Origin of the sequence: Bacillus kalamii (assembly GCF_047238185.1) — a bacterium.
Classification (GTDB): domain Bacteria; phylum Bacillota; class Bacilli; order Bacillales; family DSM-1321; genus Bacillus_AD.
In genome coordinates this window covers 14,138-28,233 of the sequence record NZ_JBDFMI010000003.1, presented here as the reverse complement: position 1 = coordinate 28,233, position 14,096 = coordinate 14,138, and the positions used below count along the sequence as shown (strand labels likewise).

Below are 14,096 nucleotides of genomic sequence, written 5' to 3'. Positions count from 1 at the left end.
ATTATGTTAAAACTTCTATACTATTTGCCTGCATTATTAACTCTGGCAGTCATTGTTGTGTTGGATGAAAGTTGGTTGAAAATACTCCTATTAATAGTATTATTAATTAGCGTTATCTTTTCAAAATATAAACGAAGAAAATTAGATTCAGATGAAATTGAGTATGATGAAAGAGTAAGTACAAATATTCATAAGTATTCTTTTGGCTTTATAGTCATTATGAATGCGTTATTAATCTGTTATTTTTCATTGGTTTCAAAATTTGGAATGAATGATTGGCTATCAATTGATTTCCTTTTGATTTATTTATCTATCTCATTAGTCATTCCGATTTATATTATTCCTAGCATAGCTAAGAAATTTTAATGGAGGTATCCAAAATGAATACAGACTTTATAATTATTGGGGGCATATTACTCCTTATGGGATTTTTAGTAGGTGTTATGAAACAAACTTGGTTATTGACTGGTTTCAATGAAAAACGGGTTTCCAACAAAGATAAATTGGCTAAGTTAGTTGGGGGATTCGAAGGAGTAATGGGAGTAATCTTTATTATTGCAGGTGTTTTTTCAGTTCAATCTGTAACGATTTTAGTCGCTATATTATTTATAGGATTATTTGGATTAATAATCTATTCAAATGTTAAACTGGTGGATCAATGAACAAAAAAACTCCATGAACAAAAGTTCAGGAGTTTTTTTGTATTAAGTCATATCTACTTCTACTGTGACAAATTTCATAATTCCTTATAGAGTTAAACTGCCACGATAGCTCTATAAGGAATTAAACAACTTTATTATTTTTTAAAAGACTTTATTGTAAAATAAACAATTTTATTATCTCTGCACAATATGTTTAAATTATAAATGTAGTTAAATACAGTATATCGACCTATAATAAAAATTGAATACTCTGTTAATTTGTGATAAAATATAAACGACTTCTTCAAAAAGGGGATCTAAATAATTAGATCCCCTTTTTATATTTATTTTTTATACTTTAAGCTAACTTTCTCTACATTCTTTGCCCACTTTATCTCGACTGTAAATATATCCATTTTATAAACAGGATTACTTTTTCCTTCTTCATTTACAGAAAACTCCTCCTGATTTTTCAATGATCCATTTCCTTCACTGGTTGGTAGTTTATTGTTTTCATGATAAATCTTATATGAAATATTATCTGGTTTTTTCTTTTTACCAATATAGGAAATAGTATACAACTTAGAATTACTTCCACTCTCTGGATTTTGTATATCTAAAATTACTTTCCAGTTCTTATTTTCTCCTGCAAACTTAGAATATTGAGGTGTTTTATCAGAACAACCGACAACCATTAATATTAATACAGTAATTCCAACTAATATAATAAATTTCTTGATTTTTTCTCCTTTCAAGGTAAAGATATTTGTAAAATTATACCAAATTTATAATATTATAGATTTCCTATAAAAATGAATTAAAAAAATAAAGGACAAACGAAGTTTAAATAGAAGTGTATAAACATGTGGAATATTTTACCAAAAGGAGTGGTTTAATTGTTTTTGAAAAGAAAAGGTTTAAAAATTATTATTGCTTTCAGTACACTTTTACTTCTAAACACGTCCCCGTGAGATGGGACGAATAGAAAAAACGATCTTTATTTTGAATTACATATCGGATGAATCATTAAGAAGAAAAATACAAAGAGGATTGAATAAAGGCGAAGCCATGAATGGATTGGCAAGAGCCATTTTCTTTGGAAAACAAGGTGAGCTTAGGGAACGAACCATACAGCATCAATTGCAAAGGGCCAGTGCCTTAAACATAATCATTAATGCCATCAGTATCTGGAATACTTTACATCTAACAAAAGCAGTTGAACACCAAAAGGGTTTAGGTAATTTTAATGAAAATTGGTTATATCATATGTCTCCTCTAGGCTGGGAGCATATCAATTTATTAGGAGAGTACCGTTTTAATTCTGAAAAAATGGTCTCAATAGATTCTCTAAGACCACTGAAACTGTCTTAACGTTGTTAAAATTGGGGTAATCGTCTTGAAAATGAGCTTAGCGTTGTAAATCCGCATTTTCCTGACGGTACCCCTCTTAAAGACGTTCACGCTCTATTGAATATAATCCTATGTATTACTTATTAAAAGCATGAACATATTTGGGATATACAAACTTTATAAATAGGGGTAGTACCAACGAAACGCGGTAAACAAACGTTAAGACATATATTGTTAAAAACTTAACCAAAACCGTAATTCTGACTTTATTTTGGTTACTTGTTTTTGGTTTAAACTTTTGAATACGAAAAAATAATAGGGAGTATAAAGCAAAAGCCTTACTACATAAAATGTAATAAGGCTTTATAAAAGTTGTTTAAAACTGCATTGATCTAAGAGAATATTGTTACTTAAAATAATAATAAAGCTCTTTAATTTTTCTTAAACTAAACCAGCTAATAGGTTGTCAATATTTTTCTCTTAAACAATAATTTTTATATACATCTTTTATTGAATTGAATCCACTTGCATTGTTTTCTCATTAAACGGGACTTCATATTTTTTCCCTGAATCTTGTTTCACTATTTTAGAATCTTCAATTGAATCCACTTGCATTGTTTTTTCATTAAATGGGATTTCATATTTTTTCCCCGTAGTATCCTCGGCACTCACAGTCGCGTTGTATTTTACTTCAAGATTATTTGATGTTTCCTGATCTGATGGATTAAAAGCAAATGCCGTTCCTGTTGCTGCTAGTAATCCCACTGCTGCCATTCCTGTAATCATAAATTTCTTCATTTCTCTATTCCTCCTGAATTCTTATCTACTTTTTGTAACCATATTTTTATCATTTATCGGGCTACAAATACAATATACTTGGGGATTGTGTCAGGAATATGGCAATCCTTCTTTAAATGACAACATAATTTATTTTGGATTCGGTAGTGACAAGCGAAATGTGCTACCCTTTTCTGATGTTGTAAGCAGACTGATATCGCCACCGTTCACACGAACTAACAGCTTACATAAAGAAAGTCCAAGACCCAAGCCATTCTTTTTCTTACGCTTACTATTTCCTCTATAATACTTTTCAAAAATAAAGGGGATTTCAGATTGTTCTATCCCCGTGCCATTATCCTTCACATCAATCAGTATTTGTGTGTCCTCTACCGTACATGTAAATGAAATCTCGGTTGCACCAGCTATCGCACTATTCATCATTAAATTAATTAAAACTTGTTTGATTTGACCCTCATCTCCCAAAATCTCTAAATCATTAGCATGAAGAACAACCTTTATATGCTGAAAAGAAGGAGTTTTGCAAAGTTGTTGAATGATACTTTTAACAAGCTGTGAAAAATGAATAATGGAGGGATTATTTGAAATCACTCCTGCCTCCAAAGATGAATAATCAAGTAAATTATCAATCATTCGCTGCATTCGCTTCGTTTCATCTAAAGAAATCTGCAAGAATTCATCAGCTTCCTCATTTTCTACAACTCGGCTATTTACGGCTTGTACCATTCCTCGAATAGAGGTCAATGGGGTTCGAAGTTCATGTGAGACGCTAGCGAGTAAATCTGTACGCATTTGTTCTAAAGCTTTAAGTTTGAGTGTCATCTCTTTAAAAGAGTGAATAAGCTGCAACAGTTCTTGTTCTTTAATATTTTGAGCATCGGGTAATTTGGGTGTATAATCTCCATCAGCTATTTGTATGGCAGCTTGTGCTAATTGACTCATTGGTCTTATTAGTTTTTTTAATAGTAAATAAATGACGAACCACTCTACAATCGCAATGCCCAAAATAATAATACAAACGAAAAAGTATGCTTGTTGTGTTTTTTCATTATTAAATGAAACAGGTGCACTAAGATATATGGCACTAATATCACCTTTGGGTTTCGGAAGAGGAACAACAACACCTTGCCAGGTGACACCGTTACGTTCAAACTGTTTACGAACATTCTCACCTTTTAATACTGATTTAAAATCTAATGAATTGACTGATTTTTTTTCAGACTGGCTTGAAATCTGCTCCGATATAATTTCGCCTTTAGAATTAATTAGTTGTAATTCTTCTTCTTCTAGTAGTCGTATGAAATGAGCATCATAAGACTTATTTTGTTTTTTATTAGGATCATAAAGCAAATCTGGCTCTATTTCCTTAGGCATACTACTATAAATATTGGCAATCTGTTCAGCTCTTGCTTCTAATACGGCAAAGCTTTTATTATAATTGCTAAAACGAATCAAAAACGTGGCGGTGATTCCAACTAAGCACATTGTAATCAAAAGAATCATTGCATATCTCCACGTCCATATTTTTAGCATTGGTTTCGGCATGTGATCTCTATTGAACAATAAGTGAATACCCCACTCCCCGAATAGTCTGTATTTCGCCTTCAGATTTAGGCCAATCTTTCAAAATTTTTCGTAGCCTCTTAATCGTTGTATCCACAGCACGATCTCCACCTTCGTAATCAATACCCCAAATCTGATTTAATAAATGTTCTCTGCTAAAGCACTGATTCGGATGCTGAGATAAAAAAGAAAGTAAGTCCCAATCACGAGGATAAAGTACTAGCAATTCATTATCTAGTTGGACAGTACGCGCCGCAAAATCAATAATAAGACTACCTAGTTTGATCGTATTACTATCGGCAAAATAAGTGGAACGTCGAAGTACTGCTTGTACTCTTGCCACCACTTCTTCAGGATCAAATGGTTTCGGAATATAATCATCTGCTCCTTGTTGGAGACCTTGTAGCCTGTCGGGTATTGAACCTCTTGCTGTCATAATGATGACAGGACAACTTCCATATTGACGGACCTTTCTCAAAATATCCATTCCATCATATTCTGGAAGCATTAAATCAAGCAGGACTAAATCAGGTTTAAACGTCAAGAATAATTCTTCAATATCTCCATCTCCTGCATTCCATATCACATCAAAGGACTCACGCACTAAATAAGCTTTTAATAATCGTGCAATTGGTGCTTCATCCTCTACCAATAAAATTCTTTTCATCGCTTGCATACATCCTCTCCAATATTCCTAATATATCTTTCAACGCTTTTAAAGTAAATATGGGCAATACAGTCATGTCCCAAACCTCTAATTGCTTATTATAAATTTAATATGTGTCATAAATATGACAATACCATTTATCAAAAGGATTATATTGAATGGCAGATATTTCATTTGTTAATTTAGAACTCAAAATGAATATTTTACACTTATGTTTATTTCCAGTTCATATTCAACTATTCTGCCACGTTACTTTAAGTGCATTTATTCACAATCTGAAAGCTATCTTTTTTCAGTGTAAATAAACGACGTTTTTCTTTTTTTTGGAAAATTTAGTGTAAGTAATTGTAAATGTTACAATTAGATGTTACAATTTAAAAATAGAAATACTGTCAGTTACCATTTTTGGATATTTTGTTATCGTAAATGTGTATCGAACAGAGAGGGGCTTTTTGATGTTTAAACTATTATTTGATTCAACAGGAAAATGCAATTTCTGTTCTCATGAAGCATTTTATTTGATTCAGGCATCTGATCAATATGTCAAAAGGGAGATAAAACTCTGTACACATTGTTTCCTCACTCTAAGAGAAGAGATTGAAGAGATGGAACAAAAGGAAGGGGAAGCAAGGGATGAGAGAAGATTTAAAAAAAGTTCTGAAGAAGGATTTACAGGAATTACAATCTAAAGTGATCAGTTGTCAAACGATGACACCTTCAGCAAAAGGGATGGCCGGTATGATTCTTTTTAAAGTAGAGAATGATCTTGAGTTAAATCAATCTGAAAAAGTATTTGCAAACGATTTGATTCTTTATTTCGATTACAAGGAGAGAACAATTCAATGAAAAATAGAGGGAAAGTGTCGTTAATGATGGGGATTTTTCGCACAGAGTCCAACTCTGCAGAGTTAGTAATTGGAGAGGGTTTTACTTTAGTTGAAGCTGTTTTAAGAGCGATTGAAATTAATGAAGATGATAATGAAATTCATGAAATGGTGCAAATTTACGGCCCAGATGATTTTGCGGGTTTATATGAGTGGTATGTTGACAGTGTAAATGTCAACATAAATATGTACACTTTCGCTTGGATAAGGATGTACAGAATTACTCGTTCTCTTTTGCTAAATGATCCTTTAATCGGTATGAATCACCTATCATAGGCACAACTGTCGCATGATGTAAAATGCGGTCTAATATGGCATTGGCCAGTTTAGGTTCCTGAAATATTTCATCCCACGCTTTGAAATTCACATTGGTTGTTAAGATGGTACTTCTTTTTTCATATCTTCGATCAATCAGCTGGAAAAACAACTTAGCGTCTTCGTGATCAATCGGTAAATAACCGATTTCATCGATGATTAACAGTCTGTATTTGCTGTAATGCTTCAAACGGCTCTCTAACCGATTTTCTAATCGAGCTTTCCTCAAATTTTGAATCAAGTCATGGCACTTAATAAAATAGGTACTCGTCCGTTTCTTTGCTGCCGCAATCCCTATTGCTGTGGCCAAATGGGTTTTACCGACACCACTTGGTCCTAAAAACACAATATTTTCATTCTCCTCGATAAAACGCAATGTAAGGAAGTCTAGAATCTGCTGTTGGTTAATCGATGTTTGAAAGGTAAAATCGAAATCTTTCACCTCCTTAAAATGAGGGAAAGCTGCGACCTTCACCATCGATTGCGTCATGTTTTTCTCCCGTATGTCTATTTCATACGCAGTCAACTTGATTAATGTGTCGATAAATGACATCTGATGCTTTACGCTGAAGTCTACGATTTCATTTAAATGTAAGCTCATTTGCTTTAACTTTAGATAGTCAAGATTCCATAATAATTGTTGATAGTTTGTAGTTGGATTCATTATTTATACACTTCTCCAATCGTTGCTAAATTCCGTTTTGCTAAATCGTCGATTTCAGGATAATGAGGGGTGGAAACAAGTAAGCTTGCCTTATAATGTTCCTCTTGATAATTAAGTTTAGCGTTACTAATTGGATGTTGGGCGATCAGTTTCATGTTATAATAAATCCACAAGTAGTCATCATACACCTGTAAGCCTACTTTTTTTCCTTGATATTCTGGTGGTACAGAGTATTGATTCGATTTGTAGGAAATCATGTTTGATGCATTGACTTTTACATGTGTATGTTTGATGCGATAGGAATCTCTTACTTTGTCAGTTGGTAGCTGGAGTAAGTGGTTCCTTTCTTTTTTGAATTCCATAATCGGTATTTTCCCCGTTCCTTGATGGATCTGGTGATTCATTCTATTCCCTAAATCCTGTATGAATAGATGAAGTTCCTCCATTGTCAGTTGACCTTGGTACGCATGAATTTCATCAAGGAGTTTCATTGTGGATTCAATTTTCCCCTTGGTTCTCGGTCGTCCTGCAATACATGGTTTGACTTTAAAATCAAAGTCCCTCGCAAACTGATCAAATTTCGCATTCACTTTCCCAGGTTGATAATCAGTCCTCGCTTCATCCATTACCGTTTTCATATTATCCGTAAGGATTTCAGCTGGAACTCCGCCAATTGCTTCAAAAGTATCTGTTAAAAAAGAAAGTAAGGTACTCTGTGACTTAGAAAGACTTAATTGAAATGTTCGGAATCTGGAATTTGATAAAATGAAAGCCGCCACATTGACTTCTATCTTTTCTCCCTCTTTGGTTTCGAATAAAATGTTTTCCTTCCAATCTAATTGGGCCTGCTTACCTGGTGGCGTTTCAAATCGGACTGTCCCTTTGGGTGAAGAAATACGTTTATCCTCTTCAAAGTAGGCATTAAATTCAGGTGTACGAGCTATATACGCACGGAAGGTTGAAGCTCCACATTCCAATCCATGATTGTCTTTTAGGTACTGCCAAAGCATACGACGGTAATAAAATACCTGTTTTGAATCTTCTGATAACAATGCGGCTATTATTTCATAATAAGGATCAATCTTTGAGGGCTTTTCCCTTTTTCTTTTTGGGATAAAGCCATTTAGATATTTATCAATTGTCCGCCGATCCACACCCAATTCCTTTGCTAGCTTACTTTTATTGATTTTCATTTTCATATGCTCCATAATCTGTTTGAATTTCGGTAAGTCTGAAAGACTTTTAATCTCAAAATCGATATCAATATTCATTGTTATGTACATACTAATCCCCCCAAGATTAGTATGTAGATTCATATCAAATTTGTACATATTTATTCGAGCAATACTGTACATATTTAAATTAGCATTTCTATGACAGAGGGATATATATATCAGAGCCGTTTATTATATCAGATCAAATAGAATATTCATGTCAATAAATCATAATTCTAAGAGTTTCTGTAATAAATGTAGTCTAGAGTTCACAAGAGAGATAATGAAATTTTATGGAGATAAAGGCTACTGTCCTTTGTGTGATTTGAACTTCATCACAAGTTCCTACTGATAGTAGACCTAAAAATAACCAATCAGTAAGGGAATTAAACAATGACTATAGGTTGCTTTTAAAATTGGGTTACAAATTGATGAGAAGCCAACTTCTTTCGGATAAAAAAAGAGACATCAACATTATTCGAGAACGACTCAAAGAACAATCTTCTCAATATATTTTAGATGAAATTCACAGGTTCTGTTTGGATGAAAACATTAATGTATAGCAAGATATGTGATTGTATTAAATTACATTTTGTATTTTGCTACCTATATATATAGAAGAAACTCGTCAAAATGTATGATTTTTAATCCAAGAAAGGGGATGGACTAGATGAATATTACTTTGTCCAATAGTATACCAATAGAAATAAAAGTGTTGTTTGAGGATAGAATTGTAGTGGTAAATCCTCCCGATTATTATAAAATATCCGGCGTGGTAGGTTCAGAATCGCAAAGATATAAAGTGGCTTATCAAGCGTATTCTAAATTGAAAGCCTGGGCAGAATCTCAAGGGGGAGGTGTAAACATAATTAAAAATCGCTACCCTTCTGGAAATACATTGCTGGAGGCTGAAAATATCGTTTCGAATAGCTATTTACTTGTTGAAATCAACGATCCGATCGGCGAATGGATTAGTCTATATTCAGTGGTAAAAAACCAAATTAATGTAAAATAAAAGAGTTTAAATATCTATATATGCATGAAAGTTAATGGTGTTAAAGTAGTTCTTTTTGTTTATAAATCACCGTTTATTTAGCAGTCTGGATTTTTGTTAATGTTATTGTTATATAGAAAAATACTGAATAATTTAGAATTATTTTCAATTAAATCCATTCACATTATGGATAATATTTAAAATATTAACATTAAAAGTATATTAACTAGTATTATTTTCCTAAAATTTTCGCACGATGTAAAAATCGGTTGAATTCCTAATTTTTCCTCTGTATAGTAATTTTGAGGGAGGGGATTTAGGATGAAAGAACCATATACTAGGAAAAATGAGGTGTTTTTGATGAATGAGTCTAAAGTTCTGCAAGATATATTATCTTTGCCTCGTATTCATATGGGAGAAATAGACGAACAAGCTGCAAAGAGAGCCCAAGAAGCTGGAGTTATGAATTACGTGGATGTATTGATACTTTCAGAGAAAAAGAATGATAATCAAGATTCGTGAAAGCAATAAAATCTGATTTATATAATTTATTAAAATAAAGAGATACTTATCATCTAAAAATAGTAAAAGTAAGTTTAAAAAAACTAAAAAATATCAAATCAAAATAGAAATGAGGGATGGATATGGCTTATTTTGCTTTGAAGGTAACAGCAAGGAGAGAAATGTTTGTTAAAAATAAAATAGAATTTGTAGTCAATAAAATGAATTTTTCTAAAATATTGGACGTATTTGTTCCGGCTGATATAATGGTGGATTTAACGTCAAAAGAAAAAAAGAGAAAGACAAAGACGTTAATCAAATATCAATCGTACGTTTTTGTGAATGTAGAAATTGATGAAACTGAAGCCCATGGTTACCAAGAAATGAGTGGAGAGGTCTATTCTTTTTTAAGTATGATTCCATATGTCCAGCAGGTATTAACTCAATCTGTAGATCATGATGAAATGAATGAAATCCTTGAAGACTTTAATTGCGAGGAAGATCATGAAAAAATACTATTCAGTGTACCAGTTGGTAAACAGAGTCTTAAAAGAAGAAAGAATGTTACTTCATTGACAAAAGCGAATGCTGAGGCTGTTAAAGACGCTAAAAAGTCCATCAGTGCATTGAACTATTTTGTGAGTAACGGCTTGAAGCATTTATCATATAGAAAAGCATCGAATAGGTTAATCATTTGTTCCCCAATAAGATTCTTAAGAAAAGCAATTGGTGACGCTCATTTAACGGTTAGCTCCTTTATATCTATGCCATATTTAATTTTAAATTCTTTATTGGCTGTTTGTTGTGAAGAGAATTTGGAGCACTTTCAAGCTGCATAATTGTAAATACACTGACTCTTTTCTTATTCGATGAAAAAGTATTTGATAATGTGCAATTAATTGGGGAATTAATTGCTTTGTATGTTTAGGATTATTAGAAGAAATCATTTGGCATAGTTGTTTTGTTTATATTAGTAGGTGCGCAATGCTCTATTTTCACAGCTTTCTAGATAAATAATTGTATATGGATAATTAATCCCTAATAGCATTCTTTTAGCAGCCCGTCTTATCATCGGGAAGTAGAAAATGTACATGGTTAAGGGACTGCGAAGCTATGCCCATAGGTTTTATTGGTTGAGTCATTAATAAAATGTGAGAGAGTTAAGAAGAACCGATATGTCGGCCCTTCTGTTTAGTCATCTATTTTTTTAGGTCGATCTATGATAAAACCTTTGTGAAACGGCATTTGTAAAGAGTGGTTTCTTAGAAATGTTAATTCTTCGGAAGTATATTGGCTAATCATATGTAAGGCAACTTTATAGAAGTTGTTTTCTTTAGCTTTGCTTTCAATCACTTCAGGACATCTTGTATACACTTCTGCAATCATTGCCAATAGTGGCGATTGGGAAAATTCTTTATCTTCCGTTGCGCCCTTAAGCATTTCTGTAGATAATAGCTCAACTTTTTCTAAAAGAAGTTGATAATCACTTTCTTTTTTACATGTCCGTATTTCTTTCCAGAATACTTCTATAAATTGATCCAAGAAGGCCATTGTTTAAGAAACTCCTTTTTATTCTTTGAAAAAATAGAAAATGCATTTAAACGCAAGTTTATAAGTGTAATATACCATTTAATTCATGAAAAGTAGTCAAAATTCATAAAAAAAATTAGCGCATCATTAAAAGTCTCTGTTATTGAATTCTCAATAACAGAGCTTTTTTTTGATTTAAAAAGAACCGGAGGAACTTTTATGTATAACCAAAGTATTGAAACACATGAAATGGGATATCAATCATTCCTTAGTACTATTCAAAATTTGCCATTGGAAGGCCTGGTCAAGTTTTATAAACTAACTGACAATGTGATGGAGCGTTGTGAGATTGTCACTCGTTTAAGAAAAGATATGAATCTTCCATATAAAGAATTAGAACTACTGGTGTATGAAAGCGAAAGAAATATCTATCGTGTAAAAGCCCTTAGTCGACTCATACCAGAACTAAAACTATTGGTTTGGGAAGGGAAAGTAAAAAAAATGAAAGCGTATGATCTTTCTTTGTTATCTGAAAAACTTCAATACTATATCTTGGAGCATTATGAGCATGATCTTTTAAAATCCACTACCAAAATATTTAAAGAAATTATTGAATGGGTGAAGAATAACGTAGCATTTTTATCAGAAACCGTGGAACACATTATTGAAAGGGAACTATTAACGGGAGAAGATACATCATATGAAATGAGTAAGGATGTAAAAGAGATTAATCAAGTTTTTACATCAACGGATTACGTAGCTATATTGAACTTCTCTCAACCAAAAAAGAGCATAAAACAATTAATTAAAGCGAGTTTTATATTTGGGAAGACCGTTATATCTAACAGCCTTACTATTGATAAAGTCGAGAGAAAAAGAAATGTCTATTTAGATATGGACAAGCAATATAGGAATCTGAATAACTGCACTGACAATTTCCCCATTCGTTGGCCAACCTTTTATGGAAAATTGTTTCGGAAAAAGATTAATGAAAAAGGAAGGAATATAAGAGAGTTCATACGGCTTTACAATCACATTCAAAAAATACTGTCAGTTACCCGAAGGATATGATTTGATATGCTCGCTGCATACAAATATGTCTTTTTTTTATGGGGGTGATTTCTATGGAGTGAATGATAATTCTGAATGTGTTTGATATCTATGTATTCAAAAAGGAGAGAGATGTATATGAAGTTAGTAGTCAAAAATGAATGGGCATCGACAAATCAAATGGAAATGAATTCTGCAGTTATTCGATCAAGGGAGAAACAATCTTGGAGCCTTTTTAAAAAAATGACCGTAGTGTCAACCCTATGTTTGGGTTTTCTATTCCTTTTTCATGTAATGGGGAGCTTTGATGTGGCCCACGCTGATTCTTTGAAAGGTAATGTTAAAAGCGATAGTGGTACTGCACTTTTTAATACCATTGATAACTTTGGGGCGCAGTTAGTTAAATTAGCCAGACAAATAGGCGTCGTGGCCTTAGTGATCTTGGTGGTATGGATGGGTTATAGCTTATTCATTAAGAAGTCTGCAGAAGGACTTGCAGACATGAAAGGAAGATTAGGCGCCATGTGTATAGCCATTGCGTTTGTATTCTTCTCTGAAAAAATCATTGGGGCGATCCTTGGTATGTTCGGATATACCATGTAGGGAGTGAGTGTAATGTACAAGGATATGCATGAAGTTCCTTATAACTCCAAAGTGAAAGAGGCCATTATTGGCCCCTTTTCTTGGGGACAATTAGCATGGCTCGCACCGGGAGTGATAGGATCCTATCAACTAGCGAAATGGTTTCCTACATTACCAATCGATAGTTTGTTAATTTCGAGGATTCATTGGTTACTTCCGTTAATCATAGCGATAATATTTGCTACGTTCAGAGATCGTAAAACAAATCTAACTTTGGCTCAGTTAATCTACACACATATTCAGTTACGAAGGCGGAACCGAACCTTATACTATCGAAGAAAAAATATGCCAAAGTGGGAGGAAGTTGAAAAGAGATGATGCAATTAATAGGAATCGTTTTGCTTGTCGGGATTGGAGGTTTCTTTCTTTTTTCAATTTGGAAAGATAAAAAAAGAAAGAAGGATGAGGAACCTCAAAGCAAACTGACTCAAAAAAATAAGAAATCAAGTAAAGAACCAGAAACGGTACAAGATTTTTTGGATTATGACTCTATTTCAGATAAGGGTGTCGTGAAACTAAAAAACGGTACATATACGGTTACGTTGGAATTAACGCAAATCAACCAACATCTCAATAATATGACAGAAAATGCGGCCATCTGGAAGAAGTTTCGAACCATGTTAAATTCTATTAGTATTCGTCAGACATTGTTAGTTCAGTCTCAATACTTGGATGTCATGGATTTTGTAAATGACTATAATGCCCAGGCGGAGGCTGTTCCCAATTTAACACCTGAATTAATGGCTGCCAGAGAAGATATTATTGGGAACTATAAGGAATTTGCCGAACAAAAAACACGTGAGTATAAAGCGTTTATCATACTAAGATTTAATCCACGAAAAGATGGAATCGAAAAAGGCTTGGAAACTGGAAATAATGCATTGGATACTGTCATTAATGCCATTAAGGGACAAGCCAATCATATGGATGAAGATGAAGAAAGAGAATTGGCAGAGTCTATTTTGGAAGAAGTCGCTGATCTATCCTATCAAATGCTTCATTCCATAGGAAGCGTAGCCATCCGGCTGAATCGTAGTGGCGTCATGGCTATGACATATGCCACGTTAAATCGCGATTTAGCAATTCATCAAAGAATCCAAAATGTGTCTGATGCTAATAGTTTTACCGAATTTAAACAATCACTTTCTCCTTACTTTTTTGAAGAAGAAATTAGGAAAGAAAGTGAAAGATTGAAAATGGAAAACCAATTGTACGAGGATGAAAGTGAATTAACTAATGTAGAAGATGAACAGCCAGAAAAGGTTTTATAGGGGAGAGGAGGA

At 33.2% G+C, this 14,096-nt stretch carries 17 protein-coding genes and 1 pseudogene; 11 read left to right on the top strand and 7 right to left on the bottom strand.

What is annotated here, in order from left to right; translation table 11 throughout:
* Positions 1 to 3: 3 nt before the first annotated feature.
* Together ABC357_RS16980 and ABC357_RS16975 are read left to right on the top strand one after the other, a co-directional pair.
* Positions 4 to 366, top strand: a complete 363-nt coding sequence (locus tag ABC357_RS16980; protein WP_412888796.1) for a hypothetical protein — start codon at positions 4 to 6, stop codon at positions 364 to 366.
* Positions 367 to 380: 14 nt separating this feature from the next.
* On the top strand, positions 381 to 662 hold the full coding sequence (locus ABC357_RS16975; protein ID WP_412888795.1) for a DUF3784 domain-containing protein: 282 nt from the start codon (positions 381 to 383) through the stop codon (positions 660 to 662).
* Positions 663 to 985: 323 nt separating this feature from the next.
* Here ABC357_RS16975 and ABC357_RS16970 read toward each other — a convergent pair whose 3' ends face one another.
* A complete protein-coding gene (locus ABC357_RS16970) occupies positions 986 to 1,396 on the bottom strand; it encodes a hypothetical protein (RefSeq protein ID WP_412888794.1) in 411 nt (136 codons plus the stop codon).
* Positions 1,397 to 1,598: 202 nt separating this feature from the next.
* Here ABC357_RS16970 and ABC357_RS16965 point away from each other — a divergent pair.
* Positions 1,599 to 2,012: pseudogene (locus tag ABC357_RS16965) on the top strand (Tn3 family transposase); the annotation flags it as partial.
* A gap of 486 nt (positions 2,013 to 2,498) precedes the next feature.
* On the opposite strand, the gene ABC357_RS16960 reads toward ABC357_RS16965, so the two are convergent.
* From ABC357_RS16960 to ABC357_RS16950, 3 genes are all read right to left on the bottom strand, one after another.
* Positions 2,499 to 2,789, bottom strand: coding sequence for a hypothetical protein (locus ABC357_RS16960; protein ID WP_412888793.1), 291 nt, complete (start codon positions 2,787 to 2,789; stop codon positions 2,499 to 2,501).
* 129 nt (positions 2,790 to 2,918) lie between these two features.
* Entirely contained in the window at positions 2,919 to 4,292 is a 1,374-nt protein-coding gene (locus tag ABC357_RS16955) for a HAMP domain-containing sensor histidine kinase (protein WP_412888792.1), read from the bottom strand.
* Positions 4,293 to 4,341: 49 nt separating this feature from the next.
* A complete protein-coding gene (locus ABC357_RS16950) occupies positions 4,342 to 5,019 on the bottom strand; it encodes a response regulator transcription factor (RefSeq protein WP_412888892.1) in 678 nt (225 codons plus the stop codon).
* A gap of 633 nt (positions 5,020 to 5,652) precedes the next feature.
* On the opposite strand from ABC357_RS16950, the gene ABC357_RS16945 reads away from it, so the two are divergent.
* On the top strand, positions 5,653 to 5,865 hold the full coding sequence (locus ABC357_RS16945) for a hypothetical protein (RefSeq protein ID WP_412888791.1): 213 nt from the start codon (positions 5,653 to 5,655) through the stop codon (positions 5,863 to 5,865).
* Entirely contained in the window at positions 5,862 to 6,179 is a 318-nt protein-coding gene (locus ABC357_RS16940; protein WP_412888790.1) for a hypothetical protein, read from the top strand. The genes ABC357_RS16945 and ABC357_RS16940 overlap by 4 nt, the downstream gene beginning before the upstream one ends.
* Here ABC357_RS16940 and istB read toward each other — a convergent pair.
* Entirely contained in the window at positions 6,124 to 6,882 is a 759-nt protein-coding gene (istB, locus tag ABC357_RS16935) for an IS21-like element helper ATPase IstB (protein WP_412885551.1), read from the bottom strand. The two genes, ABC357_RS16940 and istB, sit on opposite strands and share 56 nt — an antisense overlap.
* Complete coding sequence (gene istA / locus ABC357_RS16930) at positions 6,882 to 8,165, bottom strand: IS21 family transposase (protein ID WP_412885845.1); 1,284 nt, start codon at positions 8,163 to 8,165, stop codon at positions 6,882 to 6,884. The genes istB and istA overlap by 1 nt, the downstream gene beginning before the upstream one ends.
* 601 nt (positions 8,166 to 8,766) lie before the next feature.
* On the opposite strand from istA, the gene ABC357_RS16925 reads away from it, so the two are divergent.
* The 3 genes from ABC357_RS16925 to ABC357_RS16915 all read left to right on the top strand — a co-directional run bounded on the left by ABC357_RS16925 (position 8,767) and on the right by ABC357_RS16915 (position 10,430).
* Complete coding sequence (locus ABC357_RS16925) at positions 8,767 to 9,111, top strand: hypothetical protein (protein ID WP_412888789.1); 345 nt, start codon at positions 8,767 to 8,769, stop codon at positions 9,109 to 9,111.
* A gap of 300 nt (positions 9,112 to 9,411) precedes the next feature.
* Positions 9,412 to 9,612, top strand: coding sequence for a hypothetical protein (locus ABC357_RS16920; protein WP_412888788.1), 201 nt, complete (start codon positions 9,412 to 9,414; stop codon positions 9,610 to 9,612).
* 122 nt (positions 9,613 to 9,734) lie between these two features.
* On the top strand, positions 9,735 to 10,430 hold the full coding sequence (locus ABC357_RS16915) for a transcription termination/antitermination NusG family protein (RefSeq protein WP_412888787.1): 696 nt from the start codon (positions 9,735 to 9,737) through the stop codon (positions 10,428 to 10,430).
* Positions 10,431 to 10,782: 352 nt separating this feature from the next.
* Here ABC357_RS16915 and ABC357_RS16910 read toward each other — a convergent pair whose 3' ends face one another.
* On the bottom strand, positions 10,783 to 11,142 hold the full coding sequence (locus ABC357_RS16910) for a hypothetical protein (protein ID WP_412888786.1): 360 nt from the start codon (positions 11,140 to 11,142) through the stop codon (positions 10,783 to 10,785).
* A 198-nt stretch (positions 11,143 to 11,340) separates the two neighbouring features.
* On the opposite strand from ABC357_RS16910, the gene ABC357_RS16905 reads away from it, so the two are divergent.
* The 3 genes from ABC357_RS16905 to ABC357_RS16895 all read left to right on the top strand — a co-directional run bounded on the left by ABC357_RS16905 (position 11,341) and on the right by ABC357_RS16895 (position 14,084).
* A complete protein-coding gene (locus ABC357_RS16905) occupies positions 11,341 to 12,192 on the top strand; it encodes a hypothetical protein (RefSeq protein ID WP_412888785.1) in 852 nt (283 codons plus the stop codon).
* 117 nt (positions 12,193 to 12,309) lie between these two features.
* Positions 12,310 to 12,774, top strand: coding sequence for a hypothetical protein (locus tag ABC357_RS16900; protein WP_412888784.1), 465 nt, complete (start codon positions 12,310 to 12,312; stop codon positions 12,772 to 12,774).
* Between the two features lie 353 nt (positions 12,775 to 13,127).
* Positions 13,128 to 14,084 carry a hypothetical protein gene (locus ABC357_RS16895; RefSeq protein WP_412888783.1) on the top strand — a complete coding sequence of 319 codons (957 nt, stop codon included), beginning with the start codon at positions 13,128 to 13,130 and terminating at the stop codon, positions 14,082 to 14,084.
* The last annotated feature ends 12 nt before the right edge of the window (positions 14,085 to 14,096 follow it).

What these genes read in the sequence shown, in the direction of transcription:
- ABC357_RS16980 (WP_412888796.1), top strand. Translation starts at nt 4, where the DNA reads ATGTTAAAACTTCTATACTATTTGCCTGCATTATTAACTCTGGCAGTC.
- ABC357_RS16975 (WP_412888795.1), top strand. Translation starts at nt 381, where the DNA reads ATGAATACAGACTTTATAATTATTGGGGGCATATTACTCCTTATGGGA.
- ABC357_RS16960 (WP_412888793.1), bottom strand. Translation starts at nt 2,789, where the DNA reads ATGAAGAAATTTATGATTACAGGAATGGCAGCAGTGGGATTACTAGCA.
- ABC357_RS16955 (WP_412888792.1), bottom strand. Translation starts at nt 4,292, where the DNA reads ATGATTCTTTTGATTACAATGTGCTTAGTTGGAATCACCGCCACGTTT.
- ABC357_RS16950 (WP_412888892.1), bottom strand. Translation starts at nt 5,019, where the DNA reads ATGAAAAGAATTTTATTGGTAGAGGATGAAGCACCAATTGCACGATTA.
- ABC357_RS16945 (WP_412888791.1), top strand. Translation starts at nt 5,653, where the DNA reads ATGAGAGAAGATTTAAAAAAAGTTCTGAAGAAGGATTTACAGGAATTA.
- ABC357_RS16940 (WP_412888790.1), top strand. Translation starts at nt 5,862, where the DNA reads ATGAAAAATAGAGGGAAAGTGTCGTTAATGATGGGGATTTTTCGCACA.
- istB (WP_412885551.1), bottom strand. Translation starts at nt 6,882, where the DNA reads ATGAATCCAACTACAAACTATCAACAATTATTATGGAATCTTGACTAT.
- istA (WP_412885845.1), bottom strand. Translation starts at nt 8,165, where the DNA reads ATGTACATAACAATGAATATTGATATCGATTTTGAGATTAAAAGTCTT.
- ABC357_RS16925 (WP_412888789.1), top strand. Translation starts at nt 8,767, where the DNA reads ATGAATATTACTTTGTCCAATAGTATACCAATAGAAATAAAAGTGTTG.
- ABC357_RS16920 (WP_412888788.1), top strand. Translation starts at nt 9,412, where the DNA reads ATGAAAGAACCATATACTAGGAAAAATGAGGTGTTTTTGATGAATGAG.
- ABC357_RS16915 (WP_412888787.1), top strand. Translation starts at nt 9,735, where the DNA reads ATGGCTTATTTTGCTTTGAAGGTAACAGCAAGGAGAGAAATGTTTGTT.
- ABC357_RS16910 (WP_412888786.1), bottom strand. Translation starts at nt 11,142, where the DNA reads ATGGCCTTCTTGGATCAATTTATAGAAGTATTCTGGAAAGAAATACGG.
- ABC357_RS16905 (WP_412888785.1), top strand. Translation starts at nt 11,341, where the DNA reads ATGTATAACCAAAGTATTGAAACACATGAAATGGGATATCAATCATTC.
- ABC357_RS16900 (WP_412888784.1), top strand. Translation starts at nt 12,310, where the DNA reads ATGAAGTTAGTAGTCAAAAATGAATGGGCATCGACAAATCAAATGGAA.
- ABC357_RS16895 (WP_412888783.1), top strand. Translation starts at nt 13,128, where the DNA reads ATGATGCAATTAATAGGAATCGTTTTGCTTGTCGGGATTGGAGGTTTC.